The sequence below is a fragment of the Mesorhizobium sp. M9A.F.Ca.ET.002.03.1.2 genome (genome assembly GCF_003952365.1).
Lineage (GTDB): Bacteria > Pseudomonadota > Alphaproteobacteria > Rhizobiales > Rhizobiaceae > Mesorhizobium.
The window spans coordinates 5612068-5627326 of the sequence record NZ_CP034443.1; the positions used below are offsets into that span (position 1 = coordinate 5612068).

At 63.6% G+C, this 15259-nt stretch carries 16 protein-coding genes; 7 read left to right on the top strand and 9 right to left on the bottom strand.

The window, feature by feature from the left end:
* The first annotated feature begins 5 nt into the window (after nt 1–5).
* Genes EJ066_RS27150 through EJ066_RS27165 form a run of 4 tightly spaced genes read left to right on the top strand, consistent with a single transcriptional unit; the run spans nt 6 to nt 3848 of the window.
* Nucleotides 6–1034, top strand: a complete 1029-nt coding sequence (locus tag EJ066_RS27150) for a sulfate ABC transporter substrate-binding protein (RefSeq protein ID WP_126043007.1) — start codon at nt 6–8, stop codon at nt 1032–1034.
* Between the two features lie 32 nt (nt 1035–1066).
* Nucleotides 1067–1918 carry a sulfate ABC transporter permease subunit CysT gene (gene cysT, locus EJ066_RS27155; RefSeq protein WP_126043008.1) on the top strand — a complete coding sequence of 284 codons (852 nt, stop codon included), beginning with the start codon at nt 1067–1069 and terminating at the stop codon, nt 1916–1918.
* On the top strand, nt 1911–2795 hold the full coding sequence (gene cysW, locus EJ066_RS27160; protein ID WP_126043009.1) for a sulfate ABC transporter permease subunit CysW: 885 nt from the start codon (nt 1911–1913) through the stop codon (nt 2793–2795). The genes cysT and cysW overlap by 8 nt, the downstream gene beginning before the upstream one ends.
* A 12-nt stretch (nt 2796–2807) precedes the next feature.
* Nucleotides 2808–3848, top strand: a complete 1041-nt coding sequence (locus EJ066_RS27165; RefSeq protein WP_126043010.1) for a sulfate/molybdate ABC transporter ATP-binding protein — start codon at nt 2808–2810, stop codon at nt 3846–3848.
* A 16-nt stretch (nt 3849–3864) separates the two neighbouring features.
* On the opposite strand, the gene EJ066_RS27170 is transcribed toward EJ066_RS27165, so the two are convergent.
* Together EJ066_RS27170 and EJ066_RS27175 are read right to left on the bottom strand one after the other, a co-directional pair.
* Nucleotides 3865–4266 (bottom strand): type II toxin-antitoxin system VapC family toxin, encoded by a 402-nt coding sequence (locus tag EJ066_RS27170; protein WP_189644374.1) that lies wholly within the window; start codon nt 4264–4266, stop codon nt 3865–3867.
* Nucleotides 4263–4535: an antitoxin gene (locus tag EJ066_RS27175; RefSeq protein ID WP_126043012.1), complete on the bottom strand. Its 273-nt coding sequence runs from the start codon at nt 4533–4535 to the stop codon at nt 4263–4265. Before EJ066_RS27175 ends, EJ066_RS27170 begins: the two co-directional genes overlap by 4 nt.
* Before the next feature lie 234 nt (nt 4536–4769).
* On the opposite strand from EJ066_RS27175, the gene EJ066_RS27180 reads away from it, so the two are divergent.
* Both EJ066_RS27180 and EJ066_RS27185 read left to right on the top strand, forming a co-directional pair.
* Nucleotides 4770–5756: a sulfate ABC transporter substrate-binding protein gene (locus EJ066_RS27180; protein ID WP_126043013.1), complete on the top strand. Its 987-nt coding sequence runs from the start codon at nt 4770–4772 to the stop codon at nt 5754–5756.
* A gap of 251 nt (nt 5757–6007) precedes the next feature.
* Nucleotides 6008–6457, top strand: a complete 450-nt coding sequence (locus tag EJ066_RS27185) for an Rrf2 family transcriptional regulator (RefSeq protein WP_126043014.1) — start codon at nt 6008–6010, stop codon at nt 6455–6457.
* On the opposite strand, the gene EJ066_RS27190 is transcribed toward EJ066_RS27185, so the two are convergent.
* The 7 genes from EJ066_RS27190 to EJ066_RS27220 all read right to left on the bottom strand — a co-directional run bounded on the left by EJ066_RS27190 (nt 6454) and on the right by EJ066_RS27220 (nt 14773).
* Entirely contained in the window at nt 6454–6939 is a 486-nt protein-coding gene (locus tag EJ066_RS27190) for a gluconokinase (RefSeq protein ID WP_126044064.1), read from the bottom strand. The two genes, EJ066_RS27185 and EJ066_RS27190, sit on opposite strands and share 4 nt — an antisense overlap.
* Nucleotides 6940–7010: 71 nt before the next feature.
* The gene (locus EJ066_RS27195) at nt 7011–7997 is read right to left on the bottom strand and encodes an ABC transporter permease (RefSeq protein ID WP_126043015.1); all 987 of its coding nucleotides are present in this window, start codon (nt 7995–7997) and stop codon (nt 7011–7013) included.
* On the bottom strand, nt 7994–8974 hold the full coding sequence (locus tag EJ066_RS27200; protein ID WP_126043016.1) for an ABC transporter permease: 981 nt from the start codon (nt 8972–8974) through the stop codon (nt 7994–7996). Before EJ066_RS27200 ends, EJ066_RS27195 begins: the two co-directional genes overlap by 4 nt.
* Nucleotides 8971–10563 (bottom strand): sugar ABC transporter ATP-binding protein, encoded by a 1593-nt coding sequence (locus tag EJ066_RS27205; RefSeq protein WP_245454985.1) that lies wholly within the window; start codon nt 10561–10563, stop codon nt 8971–8973. The genes EJ066_RS27200 and EJ066_RS27205 overlap by 4 nt, the downstream gene beginning before the upstream one ends.
* Nucleotides 10564–10633: 70 nt before the next feature.
* Nucleotides 10634–11758: a sugar ABC transporter substrate-binding protein gene (locus tag EJ066_RS27210; RefSeq protein ID WP_126043017.1), complete on the bottom strand. Its 1125-nt coding sequence runs from the start codon at nt 11756–11758 to the stop codon at nt 10634–10636.
* Nucleotides 11759–12060: 302 nt separating this feature from the next.
* Nucleotides 12061–13089, bottom strand: coding sequence for a LacI family DNA-binding transcriptional regulator (locus EJ066_RS27215; RefSeq protein ID WP_126043018.1), 1029 nt, complete (start codon nt 13087–13089; stop codon nt 12061–12063).
* Between the two features lie 451 nt (nt 13090–13540).
* Nucleotides 13541–14773 carry an MFS transporter gene (locus EJ066_RS27220; protein WP_245454986.1) on the bottom strand — a complete coding sequence of 411 codons (1233 nt, stop codon included), beginning with the start codon at nt 14771–14773 and terminating at the stop codon, nt 13541–13543.
* 176 nt (nt 14774–14949) lie between these two features.
* Between EJ066_RS27220 and EJ066_RS27225 the strand changes: the two genes are divergently transcribed.
* A complete protein-coding gene (locus tag EJ066_RS27225) occupies nt 14950–15237 on the top strand; it encodes a DUF3175 domain-containing protein (RefSeq protein ID WP_126043019.1) in 288 nt (95 codons plus the stop codon).
* Nucleotides 15238–15259: the final 22 nt, after the last annotated feature.

Genomic DNA, 15259 nt, shown 5'->3' on the forward strand with positions numbered 1-15259 from the left:
CGGAAATGACCAATCCTCATTTCAGGAAATTGCTCGGCGCACTGGTCGCTGCATCGGTCCAGTTCGGAACGCTCGGTTTCGCGTTTGCCGATACCACCATTCTCAACGTGTCCTATGATCCAACGCGTGAACTGTACAAGCAATTCGACGAGGCCTTCGTCGCCCACTGGAAGGCCGAGACCGGTGAGACGGTGACCATCCAGCAGTCGCATGGCGGGTCGGGCGCCCAGGCCCGCGCCGTGATCGACGGCCTCGACGCCGACGTGGTGACGCTGGCGCTCGAAGGCGACATCAACGCCATCGTCTCGAAATCGAAGAAGATCAATCCGGACTGGCGGACCAAGTTCGAGAACAATTCGGCGCCCTACACTTCGACCATCATCTTCCTCGTCCGCAAGGGCAACCCGAAAGGCATCCAGGACTGGGGCGATCTGGTCAAGGACGACGTCCAGGTGATCACGCCGAATCCCAAGACCTCGGGCGGCGCGCGCTGGAACTATCTCGCCGCCTGGGCCTATGCCAACGCCAAGGATGGCGGCGACGAGGCCAGGACGAAGGAATTCGTCGGCAACCTCTACGCCCATGTTCCGGTGCTCGACACCGGCGCGCGCGGCGCGACCGTGACCTTCGCGCAAAAGGGCCTGGGCGACGTGCTATTGGCCTGGGAAAACGAGGCCTATCTGGCGCTCGACGAGTTCGGCGCCGACAATTTCGACGTCGTCTACCCGCCAACCTCGATCCTGGCCGAGCCGCCGGTCGCCGTGGTCGACGCCAATGTCGATGCCAAGGGTACGCGAAAAGTCGCCGAAGCCTATCTGAGCTTCCTCTATTCCAAGGAAGGCCAGACGCTGATCGCCAAGAACCACTATCGCCCGTCGAAGCCCGAGCTGGTGCCGGCGGAGGACCTCGCCAAACTGCCTGAGATCAAGCTGATTACCATCGACGATCCACTTTTTGGCGGTTGGAAGAAAGCACAGCCTTACCATTTCGGCGACGGTGGTATATTCGACCAGATCTACAAGCCGGCCCAATAGACCCGATAAGCTAGACTCTAGATCAGGACGACATGACCACAGCACCCGCCAAGGCGAGGTGGCGGTTCAGACAGCCGAGCGTCATTCCGGGTTTCGGATTGACGCTCGGCTTCTCACTTGCCTACCTCACCCTCATCATTCTCATTCCCCTGTCGGGGCTGATCTGGCGATCGGCCGCGCTCGGCTGGACCGATTTCTGGGCGATCGCCACCGACCGGCGCACCATCAATGCGCTTGAAATCAGCTTCGGCACCGCCTTCGTTGCCGCCGCCGTCAATGTCGTCTTCGGCACGATCGTCGCCTGGGTGCTGGTTCGCTACAACTTTCCGGGCCGCCGCATCGTCGATGCCATGGTCGACCTGCCCTTCGCCCTGCCGACGGCCGTGGCCGGCATTGCGCTGACCACGCTCTACGCGCCGAATGGCTGGCTCGGCAGTTTGCTGGCGCCGCTCGGCATCAAGGTCGCCTACACGCCGCTCGGCATCGTCATCGCGCTGATCTTTATCGGCCTGCCTTTCGTCGTGCGCACCGTCCAGCCGATCATGGAGGAGATCGACAAGGAGGTCGAGGAAGTGGCCGCCACGCTTGGCGCCAATCGCTTCCAGACCATTGCCCGTGTCCTGCTTCCGGGCCTTGCGCCGGCCATCGTCACCGGCTTCGCGCTGGCTTTCGCGCGCGGCGTCGGCGAATACGGCTCCGTCATCTTCATCGCCGGCAACCTGCCCTACAAATCCGAGATCGCACCATTGCTGATCGTCATCCGGCTGGAGGAATACAATTACGCGGCGGCGACCGCGATCGCGGCAATCATGCTCGCTTTGTCGTTCGTGATGCTGCTGGTCATCAATCTGGTGCAGACGTGGAGCCGCAAGCGCTATGGCTGATCCGGAGATCAAATCCTACGCGCCACATCACGAAAGCCAGTCGGCGGCGGTGACCGAAAGCCGCTCGGCAAGAGCCGTGCTGATGATCGTGACCTTCACCTTCCTCGGCATTTTCCTGCTCTTACCGCTGATCATCGTCTTCAACGAAGCCTTCGCAAAGGGCATCGAGGCTTATACCGAAGCGCTGGTCAACCCCGATTCGCGCTCGGCGATCCGCCTGACGCTGCTGGTGGCGGCGATCTCGGTGCCGCTCAATGTCGTCTTCGGCATCTCGGCCGCCTGGGCGATCGCCAAGTTCGAATTCAAGGGCAAGGCTTTTCTCACCACGCTCATCGACCTGCCGTTTTCGGTCTCGCCGGTTATTTCCGGCCTAGTCTATGTGCTTTTGTTCGGCGCACAGGGCCTGCTCGGCGCCTGGCTGAAGGCGCATGGCATCGTCATCCTGTTTGCCGTGCCGGGCATCGTGCTGGCCACCATCTTCGTCACTTTCCCCTTCGTCGCCCGCGAACTGATCCCTTTGATGCAGGAGCAGGGCAATGGCGACGAGGAGGCGGCGCTATCGCTCGGCGCCAATGGCTGGCAGGCCTTCTGGTACGTGACGCTGCCCAACGTCAAATGGGGGCTGCTCTACGGCGTGCTGCTGTGCAATGCCCGCGCCATGGGCGAGTTCGGCGCGGTGTCGGTGGTGTCGGGACACATACGCGGGCTGACCAACACCATGCCGCTGCATGTCGAAATCCTCTATAACGAGTACAATGCCGCCGCCGCCTTCGCCGTCGCTTCGCTGCTTGCAGGCCTGGCGCTGGTGACGCTGGTCTTGAAAACAATTCTCGAAATGCGCTACGGCGCCGAGATCGCCGCGACGCGCGGACATTAGAAGGTTCTGTATATGGAAGTTCGCGTTGCCAACGTGCGCAAGGAGTTTGAACGGTTTCCGGCGCTTCAAGACGTCTCGCTCGACATTAAATCCGGTGAACTGATCGCGTTGCTCGGACCTTCCGGCTCCGGCAAGACGACGTTGCTCAGGCTGATCGCCGGGTTGGAGCGGCCAACGAAAGGAAAGATCTTCTTCGGCGAGGAGGACGCGTCGCAAAAGTCGATCCAGGAGCGCAATGTCGGCTTCGTCTTCCAGCATTATGCGCTGTTTCGCCATATGACGGTCGCCGACAATATCGGCTTTGGCCTCAAGGTTCGGCACGGGCCGACACGTCCGTCGGCGCAGGAAATCCGCCGCCGAGCCTCCGAGCTTCTCGACCTCGTCCAGCTTTCCGGCCTGGAAAAGCGCTATCCGGCGCAGCTTTCGGGCGGCCAGCGCCAACGCGTGGCGCTGGCCCGCGCCATGGCGATCGAACCGGCCGTGCTTTTGCTCGACGAGCCGTTCGGCGCGCTCGATGCCCAGGTCCGCCGTGAACTGCGCCGCTGGCTGCGCGACATCCATGACGCCACCGGCCACACCACCGTCTTCGTCACCCATGACCAGGAAGAGGCGCTCGAGCTTGCCGATCGCGTCGTGGTGATGAGCCAGGGCACCATCGAGCAGGTTGGCACCGCCGATGAGATCTACGACACGCCGAATTCGCCCTTCGTCTACGGCTTCATCGGCGAATCGAGCTCGATCCCTGTCAAGGTCGAGGACGGCCAGGTCTGGATCGCCGACCGCCCGATCGGGCTGTCCGCGCCGCAGGCGCCGCAGGGCGAAGCGACGCTGTTCTTCCGCCCGCACGATGTCGAACTGGTGGACGAATGCAATGGCTGCATCGCCGGCACGGTCGTCGCCAGTCGCCGCGTCGCCGGCACCAGGCGGGTGGAGCTCGAAATCGGCGGCGAGCGCCAGCGGGTCGAGGTCGAGCTGCCCGTCGGCCATCCGGCGGCGCAGAAAAGCCGGGTGGCGTTCCGGCCGCGGCGCTGGAAGCTTTTTCCGGCTGCTTGATCCTCGCAGGGCGCTACTATGCTAGCCAGTTCTCGATCTTCAAGCCCTTGATCCGGTTGAATTCTCCCGTGTTGGCCGTCACCAGCGTAATGCCCAGTGCGCAGGCGTGGGCAGCAATAAAAAGGTCATTGTGGCCAATGGTCTGGCCCGCGCCTTCCAGCTCGGTGCGAAGTGCGCCGTACTCGGTATCTACCGGCACATCGAGCGGCAAAACAGGGATCTCAGCCAGCAGCTCCTCGACTTTCTTAAGCAGCTTGGCCGATCCCTTCCTGGCGCAGCCATATCGCAGTTCCGAGGCGACCACGATGCTGGTGCACACGGCGGCGTCTCCCTCGCGCACCATTGCACTTGCTGCTTTGCCAGCCGGGTTTCGGATCATGTCGCTGATAATGTTCGTGTCCAGCATGAACCGCATCAAAAAATTTCCACGGATTCGATAGGCGCATCGTCGATCTCCGGGAAGTCGTCTTCAGGACCGAGCGGCGGCTCTTTCGCCCATTGGGCGAGCAGCGCTGTGAGGCCAGGTTTGCGGACCGGCTCGATGACCAGGCGGTCGCCTTCACGGCTGATCAAGACCTTTTCGCCGGGAAGCTCGAACTCGACGGGAATGCGCACCGCCTGGCTGCGGTTGTTGCGGAACAGCTTCGCCTCCTTCGGTGGCGGGGTTGAATGGCGGCGCTGGGGCATGGTCGCGGCTCCCTTTGTATATGCCTTTTGTATATGCCATACAGCTCCGTGATGCAAGGCGCCGGAAAACTCAGGCGCGAGGAAAATTCCGCCTGGAACGAAATCCTAACAACCGGCTGTTTCGGCGATGTCTTTTCTCGCAACGCGGCAACAGAGCTGCTGTACGTGCCTCGCCGCACACGATATGACGCCGATATGTTCCGGTAATAAATGCATTGCATGGAGCCTGTTTTCATGAAGCGATTTTTGCTCGGCGTCGCCACTCTGGCCGGCCTGTTCCTCGCATCCTCCCAAGCCTGGTCGGCCGACAGACTGCTGAACGCTTCCTACGATGTCGGCCGCGAACTGTTTGCGCAGGTCAACAAGGCCTTCGTCGCCGGTCACCCCGGTGTGACCATAGATCAGTCGCATGCCGGGACGTCGGCGCAGGCGCGTGCCATCGCCGAGGGCCTCGGCGCCGACGTCGTCACCTTCAACCAGGTCACCGATATCGACTTCCTGGTCAAGAAGGGTCTTATCTCCGCCGACTGGCAGAAGGATTTCCCCGACAACGCCTCGCCTTTCTATTCGCTGCCGTCCTTCCTGGTGCGCGCCGGCAATCCAAAGCAGATCAAGGATTGGAACGATCTTGTGCGCGACGACGTGCAGGTGATCTTCCCCAACCCGAAGACATCGGGCAACGCGCGCTACACCTATCTGGCGGCCACCGCCTATGCCAAGGAAGCCTTCAAGGGCGACGACGCCAAGGTGAAGGAATTCGTCACCAAGCTCTTCAACAACGTGCCGATCTTCGATACCGGCGGACGCGCCGCGACCACCACCTTCGTGCAGCGCGAGATCGGCGACGTGCTGATCACCTTCGAGTCGGAAACGCGCGGCATCCGCAGGGAGTATGGCGAGGACAAGTTCGAGCAGGTGACGCCCTCGGTCAGCCTGCTGGCGGAGTTTCCAGTGGCGATCGTCGACACGGTCGCCGACGAGCATGGCACGGGTGACCTCGCCAAGACCTATCTCGACTTCCTCTACACGCCGCAGGGCCAAGACATCCTTGCCGAGAACGGCAACCGTGTTCGCGACCAGACCGTCGCCGCCAAATACAAGGCTGAGTTTCCCGATGTCCGCCTGCTGACGGTGGAAGATGTCTTTGGTGGCTGGGCCAAGATCCAGGCCGAGCATTTCGCCGCGGGCGGATTGCTCGACCAGACCTATGGCAGTCGCTGAAGCAAGCGATCTTCGAACACGATGGGAAGCCGGCTTTTGCCGGCTTTCTTCGTTTTCCGCTCGGGAAAGGTGATTTCCCGCTTTCCAGGCGCCTGTCCTCCAAAACGTTACGAAGAATCAACGCGTTTGCGTGCAATATGTCATCAGGCGGATTGTCTGCGCGAAACGGCATCGCACGGCTAAACCGTCATGATTTGCACACAAACAGCCGCCAGACGCGGTTGGTTGGGGCTTCATGGGTTGACTCGGGCATGCTGACCAAAAAAGGGAAATACGGCCTCAAGGCCCTCGTCCATCTGTCCGGCCTGCCGGTCGGCCAGCTCGCATTCGTCAACGACATTGCGGTCGCCAACAACATCCCGAAGAAATTCCTCGATGCCATTCTGGGCGAATTGCGCAATGCCGGCTTCGTCCAGAGCCGCAAGGGCAAGGAAGGCGGCTATCGCCTCGCCCGACCGGCTTCCGAGATCAAGATCGGCCATGTCGTGCGTGTCCTCGACGGGCCGCTGGCGCCGATCCCTTGCGCCAGCCGCACCCAATATCAGCGCTGCGAGGATTGCGACGAGGCGACATGCCAGGTCCGGCACATGATGCTGGAGGTGCGCCAGGCGGTCGCCGAGGTGCTGGACAATCGCAGCCTCGCCGCCATGCGCGACGCCGACAACGACGATTTTCCGGTCGAGCTGACGTCGCAGATTTAGTCAGGCGCCTCGAACGGGCTCACGGCATCGGCGACGATGTCGGCGATCGGGCGCGTCGCATCGAACGTCAACGCGTTCTCGTCGGCTGCCGGCGCTTCAAGCGTGGCGAACTGGCTGTCGACGAGGCTTGCCGGCATGAAATGGCCTTGGCGGGAGCCGACACGCCGCTTTGCCGTCGCGGGATCGATGTCCAGATAGAGGAAAACGATGCCCTGGCAAAAACCGCGCAGACGCTCGCGGTAGCTGCGCTTCAGCGCCGAGCAGGCAGCGACGACGCCTTGCCCATCGCCGACCGATCCGGCAATGCGCCGGCCGATCGCGTCGAGCCAGCCTTCGCGCAAGGCATCGGTCAGCGGCTCGCCGCTTGCCATGCGCGCGACGTTCTCGGGCGGGTGAAGCCTATCGCCCTCGACGAAGATGGCGCCTAGCTTCGTGGCCAGCGCTTCGCCGACGGCCGACTTGCCGCAACCGGCGACGCCCATGACCACGATGGCCGGTGCGGACCGAACGGGATCCCGCTGCACGTGAGCTGCCTTTTCGTCCACGACGCGGGTCAGCGGCTGGCCGGCGCGCGGCCGTAAAGCAGGAGCATGGCGACGATGACGACGCCGTAGATGATCTGCCGCCCCGCCTCCGGCATCTGCATGACCGAAAGAATGGATTGCAGAAGCGTGATCAGGATGACGCCAGCGACCGTGCCCAGATAGGAGCCGCGCCCACCGAGGATCGAGGTGCCGCCAAGCACCACCGCGGCGATCGACGGCAGGAGATAGGCGTCGCCCATCGACTGCGCCGCCTTGGAGGCATAGCCGGCCAGCAGCACACCGCCGAAGGCGGAAAGACCGCCGGAGACGGCGAAGGCGATCATTACGACACGCCGCGTATCGATGCCGGAGAGGTAAGCGGCGCGCTCGCGGTTGCCGATGCCGTAGACGGTGCGGCCGAAGCCGGTGCGGGTCAGCACGAAAACCATCGCGGCACCGATCAGCGCCCAGATGACGACCGCGTTGGGCACGCCCGGAATGGCAAAGCCGGTCGCCAGATAGCGCATCGCCCGGGTCGCCGAATCCTGCGGCGAGAAGCCGCCCGTATAGACCACCATCAGCCCTTGCGCGACGGCATTGGTGGCGAGCGTGATGATCATCGAGGGAATGCGCAGATAAGCGACGCCAATGCCGTTGACGACGCCGATCGCGACACCGCAGAAAATGCCGAACGGGATCGCCAGCGCCACGCCGACCGGGCCGTAGGCGGCGGCCGCACAGGCCATCATGGCGCCCGTCGCCACCGACCAGGGCACCGACAGGTCGATCTGGCCAAGCAGGATGACCAGCATCATGCCGGTGGCGATGACGCCGAGAAACGAGGCCACCTTGAGCTGCTGCAGCAGGTAATCCGGCGACAGGAAGCTGCGCGAATAGAGGCTGCCGACAAACAGCAGTAGCACGATGCAGGCAAAGGCCGTCAACACCGCGGGATCGGCGCGGCGGATGAATTTCGGCATGCGGCGGGCGATGCCACCTATCGTCGTTTCGCTCACAGGAACCACTCCAGCCGGTTGCGGACCCTGAACAGGGCGAAGGCGCCGAGGCTGACCGCGATCAGCAGGATGATACCCTGGAACAGCGGCTGCCAGAGCGGATCGAAATCGAAGACGAAAAGCAGGTCGCCGATGGTGCGAAAGGCGAGCGCGCCGAAGATCGCGCCGAGGGCGCTGCCCTTGCCGCCGAACAGCGAGACGCCGCCAAGCACCACGGCGGCGATCGAGAACAGCGTATAGGCGTTGCCGCTGGCATAGGCCGCCTCGCCCGTATAGGTGAAGAAGGTCAGGAACAGCCCGCCGATCGCGGCGAGCAGTCCGGCGAGCGCATAGGCGGCGAACTTGCCACGGCGGATCGGCACGCCGGACATATAGGCCGCGATCTCCGACGATCCGGCAGCGTAAGCCGCGCGGCCGAGCACCGACCGGCTGAACGGCACCCAGACCACGAGCACGACGGCCAAAAGCACCACCAGGCTCGCCGGCACCACGCCGAACAGCCGCCCGGTCAGCGCGTCGGCAAGATCCTCGTTGACCGAACCGCCCGGAAACGGTCTCAAAAGCAGCGCGATGCCGAAATACACCGCACCCGTGGCGATGGTGGCGACGATCGGCTGCAGCCGTCCGTAGATGACGATGGCGCCGTTGATCGCCCCGCACAGCAGTCCTGTGCCAAGCACCGCTACCACACCGAACGCGGTCTCGATGCCGGTACCGATGACCAGCCATGAGGCCAGGCAGTTGGTCAGCAGAAAGATCATGCCGACGGATAGGTCGATGCCGGCGGTGATCACCACCAGCGTCTGCGCCATGGCGACGAAGGCGAGCAGCACGCCCTTGTTCGAGGCCGTCTGCACGACATTGGCGGTAAAGCCCGCCGGATGGTTCGAGGTGTAGATCGTAAACATCACGATGAAGATGCCGAACGCCAGCAACGTTCCGCGTTGTTCGGCAAGCCAGTAGCGCCAATCTTTCACGCGTCCGCTCCTCGGGCTGGCGTCTTCGCCATGCCTCGGGCTGGCGTCTTCGCCATGCCGCTAACAGGCATCTCTTCGCCATGGATGTTGAGCGCACTGGCAATCAGCGCCCGCTCGGTGATCTCGGCGCCGACCAGTTCGCGCTTGACCGCCCCGTCATAGAGCACCAGCACCCGGTCGCAGCAGCCGATCAGCTCGTCATAGTCGGTCGAGTAGAAAAGGATCGCAGCACCCTGATCGGCGAGCTTGCGCATCAGCTGATACAGTTCCTGCTTGGTGCCGACATCGATGCCGCGCGTCGGATCGTTGAGCAGGATGATGCGCGGCTGCCGCATCAGCCATTTGGCGATCACGACCTTCTGCTGGTTGCCGCCGGACAGCGCGCCGACCGGAATGTCGAGGCCGGCCGTCTTGATCGCAAGCAGGCCGACCATGTCGTCGATCAGTCGCTGCTCGGCGGCACGGTCGATGATGCCGGCTTTGGACAGCCGGTCGAGCGCGGCGAAGGAGAGGTTTTCGCGCACCGTCATCGGCAGCATCAACCCTTCCGTCTTGCGATCCTCCGGGATCAGCGCCATGCCGATCCGATCGTCGCGCGCGGCGGCCGGGCTGGCGATCGCCATTGGCTTGCCGTCGATCAATATCTGGCCGGACAGGCCGCGCAGCACGCCGAAGAAGGCGAGCAGCAATTCGCGCTGGCCCTGGCCGTCGAGACCGCCGAGGCCGACGACCTCGCCTGCGCCGACTGTGAGCGAGATATTGTCCAGCCGGTCGGTCCAGGAAAGCTTGCGCGCCTCCAGCACCGGAGCGGCGGTGGCCGGCGCGCGCACCGGCTTTGGCGGAAAGATGTGGCTGTATTCGCGGCCGATCATCAGCTCGACGACTTCATTGTCGCTCTTCGTGCCAGCCACGTAGCTGGCGACATTGCGGCCGTTGCGGAACACCGTGCATTGGTCGGCAAGCTCGGCGATTTCGTTCATGCGATGCGAGATGTAGAGCAGCGCCAGCCCTTCCGAGCGCAGCCGCTTCAAGACGCCGAAAATCTTGGCGACGTCCGCCGCGGTCAGCGCCGACGTCGCCTCGTCGAGGATCAGGATGCGCGGCTTCCTGGCGAGAGCCTTGGCGATTTCGACCATCTGCCTTCTTGAAAGAGGCAGATCCTTGACCAGCGCAAGCGGATGAATGTCGGCCGCCCCCGCGCGCGCCAGGGCATCTTCCGCGATGCGTCGCTGCGCCTTGCGGTCGATCATGCCGAAGCGCTTCGGCGGATCGGAAATGACGATGTTGTCGGCGACGCTGAGTTCGGGGACGAGCGACAGTTCCTGGAAGATGCAGACGATGCCGGCCTGGTTGGCGGCGGCCGGCGAAGCGAAGGTCACCTCGCTTCCGTCCAGCATCATGCGGCCTTCGTCGGGCGCGACGACGCCGGCCATGACCTTGATCAGCGTCGATTTGCCGGCGCCGTTTTCACCGAGAATGGCGTGAATGCTGCCCGATGTGACCGAAAGCTCGGCCTTTTCCAGCGCCCGCACACCGCCATAGCGCTTGGATATGCCCTCCATGCGGAAGAGCGGAACCGCACCGTCCATCGGCCCCTCCCAAGGCGCTCGTTCTTCGGGACCGGCGCCGCGGGATGTCCCACGGCGCCAAGCGATCAGTCTACTGGTTTTCCTTGCTCTGGCCCATGATTTCCTGCGCGGTGAAGTTGATGCCGCAGGTCGGGAAGGAGTTGCCGACGAAGAAATTGTCGGACTGGTCGGGGAAATAGTCCTCGCCTTCCTTGAAGTTCGGATCCTCGACGATCGCCAACGGCAGCTTCACGGCTTGCGGGACGACCTGTCCTTCGAGCGCGGCGATCGCCGTCTTGACGGCGACCGCCACCTGGGCGGGGCCGGTGCCGGCCGACGAGCATTTCAACCCGTCCGCGGCAAACTTGGCGCAGAATTTGCGGAAGCCATTCTCCGTTTCGCCGCCGAACGGCACGAACGGATGCTTGGCGTCGATCATCGCCTGGACGATGCCGGTGTCGCCGCCCTGCCCGGTGACGCCGTCGAAGGGGCCGTTGGTGGCGATCGCGTCTGCCGAAGCCTTTTGCGCAACGCCGTCATCCCATTTGCCGACGACTTCGGTGACCTCCCACTTCTTGCCCGAAGCGTCGAGAACCTCGTGGATGCCATTATGGCGATCGGTGTCGACCGACGTGCCGGCAACGCCGCGCACTTCGAGGATCTTGCCGCCATTGGGCACGTGCTTGATCAGCCAGTTGCCCCACAACTCGCCAAGGCCTTTCTGGTCGACATTGACGTTGATGGCGTCCTTGGTGTCGAGAATGTTGTCGAAGGCGACCAGCACGACGCCGGCTTCCTTGGCGCGCTTGATGACCGGCCCGAACGCCGTCGGATTCTGCGCGTTGACGACGATCGCGTCATAGCCGGAATCGATGAAGTTGTTGATCGCCGAAATCTGCGCCGGCACGTCTTCGCCGGTCGAGACGACCTTGAACTCCTTCAGTTTCGCCGCGACCTCCGGCTGCGCCGCGTAGGCCTTCGCCGTCTGCACCATCTGGATGCGCCACGTGTTGGCGATGTAGCCATTGGCGAGCGCGATGCGGTACGGACCGTCTTTCTTGGGGAATTTGAAGAACTGCGTATCGGCCGCCCAAGGGGCGAAGCAGTCCGGCTCGGCGGACGGGCCTGTGACGATTTCGGGCTCGGCGAGCGCCGACGAGCTCAGCATGACGAATGCAGTGGCAGCAACGATGCCGCCAACGAGTGACTTGATCATCGATATTCCTCCCAGTTGCAGTTTTTGATTGTTCTTACGCGTCTTGCGCGTCAGGCCCGGCACCTCCCGCCTTGCCCGTCGCGCATTTTCAGGTGGCCGAACGCCGACCCGATCTCCTCCCTTGCCGCTCGGTAAACCGGAGTAAAAACTATCATATTATATATAATAAACAAGCTTTACCTGTCGCTTATATATAATAAACAGACTTCGGTCTTTGCCGCGAGCTTTCACCCTAAGGCGAATGGTAGCGCTACCATGGCGCAGTGTAAAGCGGCATTTCGCGAATGCCTGCAAAGTGCTTTTCAGCGGGCCGTGCTCTCGCGGCGCTTGAGTTCGAAGCCGAGGTCGACGACCGGCTCTTGCGGCCGCTTGCCGGCAATCGCCGCAAGCGCCATGGCGACCGCCCGCCGGCCGATCTCGTAGCGAGGCGTCCGGATGCTGGTGATCGACGGAAAGGCCACTTCCATCATGTCGAGATCGTTGAAGCCGGTGATGCCGATCGTCTTCGGCACGGCGATCGAGGCGCGGTGGCACTCGAACAATACGCCGAGCGCGATGTCGTCATTGTTGCAGAAAACCCCGTCGAGCGTCGGCGCCTTGGCCAGCGCATCGCGGAACAGTTCGCGCCCGAGCGTCACGCTGGACGGCACCGGCGTGGTGGTGACCAGCCGCGCGTCGAACAGGCCGGCCGCCTCCATTGCCGCGCGATAGCCGGCCAGACGCCGCTGCGAGCGCGGGTCCATGCGGGCGCCGATGAAGCCGATGCGGCGATAGCCCATTTCGATCATGTGCACGGTCGCCGCCCTGCCCCCGTCGAAATGCGAGAAGCCCACCATCATGTCGACCGGATCGGGCCCGGTCTCCATGACCTGGACCACAGGGCAGCCGGCCGTCTCGAGCAGTCTTCGCGATGTTGGTGTCTGGTCGATGCCCGCCACGATCAGCGCGGCCGGGCGCTGGGGACCGAACACTTGCAGCAGCCGTTCCTCCTCAAGGCCGGAATAATGGGTGTTGCCGAGCTGGATGCGGAAGGAGCTGTCCGACAGGCTGTCATAGATGCCGCGCAGCACTTCGGCAAAGACGCTGTTGGTGAGCGAAGGCACCAGCACGCCAAAGACCTCGGCGCGCGCCGAAGCCAGCGCCCGCGCATTCGGGTCGGGCAGATAGCCGAGTTCATCGACGGCCGCCTGGATCTGGCGGCGCAGATCCTCCGAAACACGCTCCGGCTCGCGCAAGGCGCGCGAGACGGTGATGGCGCCGACGCCGGCCCTGCGCGCGACATCGGCGATCGTCGGACGGCCGCCGCCGCGGCGCGAGCGCGGTCTGGTCACAGCCTTGTCCCGAACGCGGCGCCTGCGCCGAAGCCCGACCACGCAACGATGTTCAGCGTCTTTGCCACTCTCGCTATACCACCCGACCTGCGGCCCCACCCGTCTGGCGTCGCGCAGCCTTACCCCATTGTCAAGCGAACGGGCAGGACGGCCAGGACAATCGCTTCGCACAAACGATGGCATCCAACTCATGTTCGAATGACCAATTGTCGATGTCGGCACCGCCCCTCATCCGCCTGCCGCAACGCTGGCGACCCCTTTCCCCGTTTTTCACGGGGAGAGGCCGGGGTGAGGGGCAGCGCAAACCTGGAGCGATTGCCCTGAACTGTGGCTGGTTTCAACTTGACTGATGACGGCAGTTATGATAGGAATTTATTCATGGTGCTGATTTGCGCCAGCGACCCTGCCGAGGCGGGTTTTCTGTGCGGTGATTGGCTCAGGCAGCCTCGTTTCAGGCCATCGCCGCGGCGCTGCGTCGCGCCTTCCACAAAAGCAGCACCATAGCCGCTACATTCAGCAGGTTCCAGGCAATGCCGTTGAGGAACGCGGCGGCGTAGGAGCCGGTCAGGTCGTAGATCCAGCCCGACATCCAGCCGCCGATCGCCATGCCGAAGATGGTCGCCATTATGACGATGCCGACGCGCTGGCCGGCCTCTTTGGCGGGCATGTATTCGCGCACGATGATGGCATAGCAAGGCACGATACCGCCTTGCGACAGGCCGAAGACCAGCGAGACCACGTAAAGCGAGGCGAGCCCGTCGAAGGGGATGTAGAGCAACAGCGACAGGCCTTGCAGCACCGAGCCGATCAGCAGGGTTTTCACGCCGCCGATGCGGTCGGCGAGAAAGCCGGACGCCAGCCGGCTGACGACGCCCGCCGCCATCATGATCGACAGCATGTCGGCGCCCCGCGCCACGCCGTAGCCGAGGTCCATGCAATAGGCGACGATATGGACCTGCGGCATCGACATCGCCACGCAGCAGCCAAGGCCGGCGACGACGAGCAGCACCTGCAGAGCTGCCGGCGACAGCGAGATCGGCTGGACCGGCCGGCTGCCGGGCGATCCGGGAGCGGCGGCACGTGGCGCGCCGCGCCTTAGCAGCAGGATCAGCGGCACCATCGTCGCGAGGCAGACGACTCCGATCGCAGCGTAGGTGAAGCGCCAGCCTTCGGCCCGCATGACATAGGGCATGGCCACCGGCCAGATCGTCCCGGCGAGATAGCTGCCGGCGGCGGCAGCCGTCACCGCGACGCCGCGCCGGCGGTTGAACCAGTGCGAGATGTCGACAATCAGCGGCCCGAAGATCGCCGATGTACCGACGCCGATCAAAATCCCCTGGGCAAGGGTGAATTGCAGGATCGACGTGGTCAGCGACGCCAGCAGGAAACCGGCGCCGAGCGCCACCGAGGCAATGAGCGCCGGGATCCAGTAGCCCATGCGGTCGATGGCGCGGCCGACCAGCACGTTGCCGGCGGCGAAGCCGACCATGGTCGCGGTATAGGGCATCGACGCGGCCGCCCGATCGACGCCGAATTCGGCCTGCACGGCGGGCAGCACCACGACGACCGCCCACATGCCGACGCCGCCGATCGTCGCCAAAAGCACCGAAATACCGAGCCGCATCCAGGCATAGGCGCTGTCGATGCCGCGGCTGCTTGCCTGGCTGGAGACGGTTGTGGTCAAGGCGTTTCCCGTCGCGGTTCTGTGAAATCGACCGGTTCGACACCACTATCGGCGCATTCGCGGCGCCGTGCAGCGCCACGACAGGCAAATCCGTGGCTCCAGGGATTTAAGCGGCAGTGGAACGGCAGCCGCCGTCCCGGCGTTTTCCATCAACTCATCAAGGGAAGGAGTTTGCCATGACCGCGAAAAGGAAATGGTCTGCCGAGGTGACCGAGCACAGCGATGCGCTGGATCTCGAGCAACATGTTTTCGAATCCCACGACCCCAAAAAGATCGCGGCCTCGCTCAAGCGATCGGCCGAGCACAGCGAGCGGCGCAAGGCCGAGCCGTTCCAGTCCGCCATGTCGATGCTGAATTTCTACATCAACCGCGCCGGCAAGAACCTGCCGGCCACGCAGAAGAAAGTGCTGGAGGACGCCAAGGACGAACTGCGCGCCGCATTTGGGCGTCCGAGAGAAGGATAGAACAAGACGGCGTCACCTGAAC

Excerpts from the sequence above, each read along its gene's own strand:
- EJ066_RS27150 (WP_126043007.1), top strand. The coding sequence starts at position 6 with ATGACCAATCCTCATTTCAGGAAATTGCTCGGCGCACTGGTCGCTGCA.
- cysT (WP_126043008.1), top strand. The coding sequence starts at position 1,067 with ATGACCACAGCACCCGCCAAGGCGAGGTGGCGGTTCAGACAGCCGAGC.
- cysW (WP_126043009.1), top strand. The coding sequence starts at position 1,911 with ATGGCTGATCCGGAGATCAAATCCTACGCGCCACATCACGAAAGCCAG.
- EJ066_RS27165 (WP_126043010.1), top strand. The coding sequence starts at position 2,808 with ATGGAAGTTCGCGTTGCCAACGTGCGCAAGGAGTTTGAACGGTTTCCG.
- EJ066_RS27175 (WP_126043012.1), bottom strand. The coding sequence starts at position 4,535 with ATGCCCCAGCGCCGCCATTCAACCCCGCCACCGAAGGAGGCGAAGCTG.
- EJ066_RS27180 (WP_126043013.1), top strand. The coding sequence starts at position 4,770 with ATGAAGCGATTTTTGCTCGGCGTCGCCACTCTGGCCGGCCTGTTCCTC.
- EJ066_RS27185 (WP_126043014.1), top strand. The coding sequence starts at position 6,008 with ATGCTGACCAAAAAAGGGAAATACGGCCTCAAGGCCCTCGTCCATCTG.
- EJ066_RS27190 (WP_126044064.1), bottom strand. The coding sequence starts at position 6,939 with ATGGGCGTCGCCGGTTGCGGCAAGTCGGCCGTCGGCGAAGCGCTGGCC.
- EJ066_RS27205 (WP_245454985.1), bottom strand. The coding sequence starts at position 10,563 with ATGGACGGTGCGGTTCCGCTCTTCCGCATGGAGGGCATATCCAAGCGC.
- EJ066_RS27210 (WP_126043017.1), bottom strand. The coding sequence starts at position 11,758 with ATGATCAAGTCACTCGTTGGCGGCATCGTTGCTGCCACTGCATTCGTC.
- EJ066_RS27225 (WP_126043019.1), top strand. The coding sequence starts at position 14,950 with ATGACCGCGAAAAGGAAATGGTCTGCCGAGGTGACCGAGCACAGCGAT.